Origin of the sequence: Autumnicola edwardsiae (assembly GCF_031846505.1) — a bacterium.
Taxonomy (GTDB): Bacteria; Bacteroidota; Bacteroidia; order Flavobacteriales; family Flavobacteriaceae; genus Autumnicola; species Autumnicola edwardsiae.
On sequence record NZ_JAVRHP010000220.1, the window covers coordinates 1 to 1,757 of the forward strand.

Annotated in this window: 3 protein-coding genes; all 3 read right to left on the reverse strand. The window is 34.0% G+C overall.

Features of this window, described 5'->3' with window-relative positions; all coding sequences use genetic code 11:
• Positions 1–7 precede the first annotated feature (7 nt).
• On the reverse strand, positions 8–808 hold the full coding sequence (locus RM529_RS17165) for a DUF5677 domain-containing protein (protein WP_311485971.1): 801 nt from the start codon (positions 806–808) through the stop codon (positions 8–10).
• Positions 809–931: 123 nt separating this feature from the next.
• The gene (locus RM529_RS17170; protein WP_311485972.1) at positions 932–1,288 is read right to left on the reverse strand and encodes a helix-turn-helix domain-containing protein; all 357 of its coding nucleotides are present in this window, start codon (positions 1,286–1,288) and stop codon (positions 932–934) included.
• Position 1,289: 1 nt separating this feature from the next.
• Positions 1,290–1,583: a type II toxin-antitoxin system HigB family toxin gene (locus RM529_RS17175; protein WP_311485973.1), complete on the reverse strand. Its 294-nt coding sequence runs from the start codon at positions 1,581–1,583 to the stop codon at positions 1,290–1,292.
• Positions 1,584–1,757 lie beyond the last annotated feature (174 nt).

Below are 1,757 nucleotides of genomic sequence, written 5' to 3' on the forward strand. Positions count from 1 at the left end.
CCAGTAGTTATTTATCCATTTGCTTTATCAGTTCCGTTACATTATTGTAATGCAATCTGAATTCCGGCATAAATTGGTAAAAAGTCAAATAACTAAAGCTTTTTATTGCAGTAGCCGATTGTAAAGCTATTCCGCAAATTCCAATTAAAGCATCCTGTCTTTCTTTTGCATTTTCCAGCGAAACCATTTTTTTATGGGCAAAAAGTCCTCCATGAACAAATGAGGACATATTTGAATATTGTATTATTAATTTTTGTAGAAAAGTATTTGTCTCAAAACATCCTTCTCCCATTGTTTTTTCGATATATTTTATAATGTTCTTAATTGAAAGGGATTTCGAAAACTCAGAAATTTCTCCTTTAGTGAACATTGCAAAATCCTTGTTTTCAGATATTAAGTCCTTCCAAATTTCGTCAGATGATTTTTGGTCTATTTTCCTTATTTGTTTAACTGCATTGACTGACCTTTCCATATCAATTTTTTCTTTAAAATCAATGGCAGTTCTGAATTTAAGAGCGTAGGTATCATCTTTGATTTTTGCATTATTAAACCAGAAATATTTGAATCGTAAATAATGCTCGATTATTGAACGTAATAAAACACTCACGCTGTAATAATCTTCTGTTTCTGCACAATCAAATATTGAATTTTTTAGAAAATTGGAACCGCTTATATACATATAGCATATTTCGGCTGTTCTTGGAAATTCGCTTTCAAATAGAAGTTTACGTAGATAATTGTCTGTTGCTATTTGAAAATCCTCAAAAAATTTTTCATCAATATATCTTAATTTCTCAAGTCTTTCCAAATCTATAAAGGTTGGTTTTAATTACTGGCAACGTCCCATATAAAAAATCGGTTGCCCTATTCATAAAGTTGCTTGGCAACTGTTTTTTATACATTGTTGCCCTTAGTGCGTCCGCAATGTTGCTCAATAATCCTGGATCAGAACCTCGGTCGGGATATGCAATTTGGCGTTCAATTTTCTTATCATTTCCAAAGTCAGTTTACGCTTTTTGTTCATTATTTCGCTGACACGACTTTTGAAACCAATCATCTCGACCAAATCCTTTTGTTTCAAGCCCATTTGCTCCATTCTAAAATTGATGGCAGAAATTGGGTCGGGCATACCGATTGGGAAATTATCATTTTCATAATTGTCGATAACCATTGCTAAAATTTCCAGTTCGTCGCCTTCATCAGTTCCTCTTTTTGCATCAAAAATAACTTCCAAACGCTCAAGTCCCATTTGGTAGTCCGCTTCATTTCTAATCGGTTTTATTTTCATCTTAAATCTCGTTTGTGTTAATCTTATCATATTCTGCGTGAGTTCCGATAAATCTTATCCACGCAAGTTGATACTCAAAATTGAATTTGACAATCAGCCGATAATTGTTTCCTTTAATGTTGAAAACAATCCGGTTATCTTTTAAAATACTTGCGCTTGGATATTCATTTTTAATTTCGTTGATCGATGACCAATTGGATTTCTCGGTTTCACGATACCACGTTTTTAGCTGAAGTTCGCAATCGCCGTGCTTTTCCCAAAAATCCCGTATTGTCCCTCTCGAAAATATTTTCACATCAAATTATTTGGAGCAAAGATAATTAAAAAGTTACCAATATGATAACTTGTTCTGGTTTTTCAGCATTAAGGGCAACGTCCCGTATAAAAACTGTGCGAGCGGGCGTGCGTGATTGTCCGCAGGACAATCCTCTAAGCAAGTGAGCACGGTGTTTCGATTCAAGAACAAATT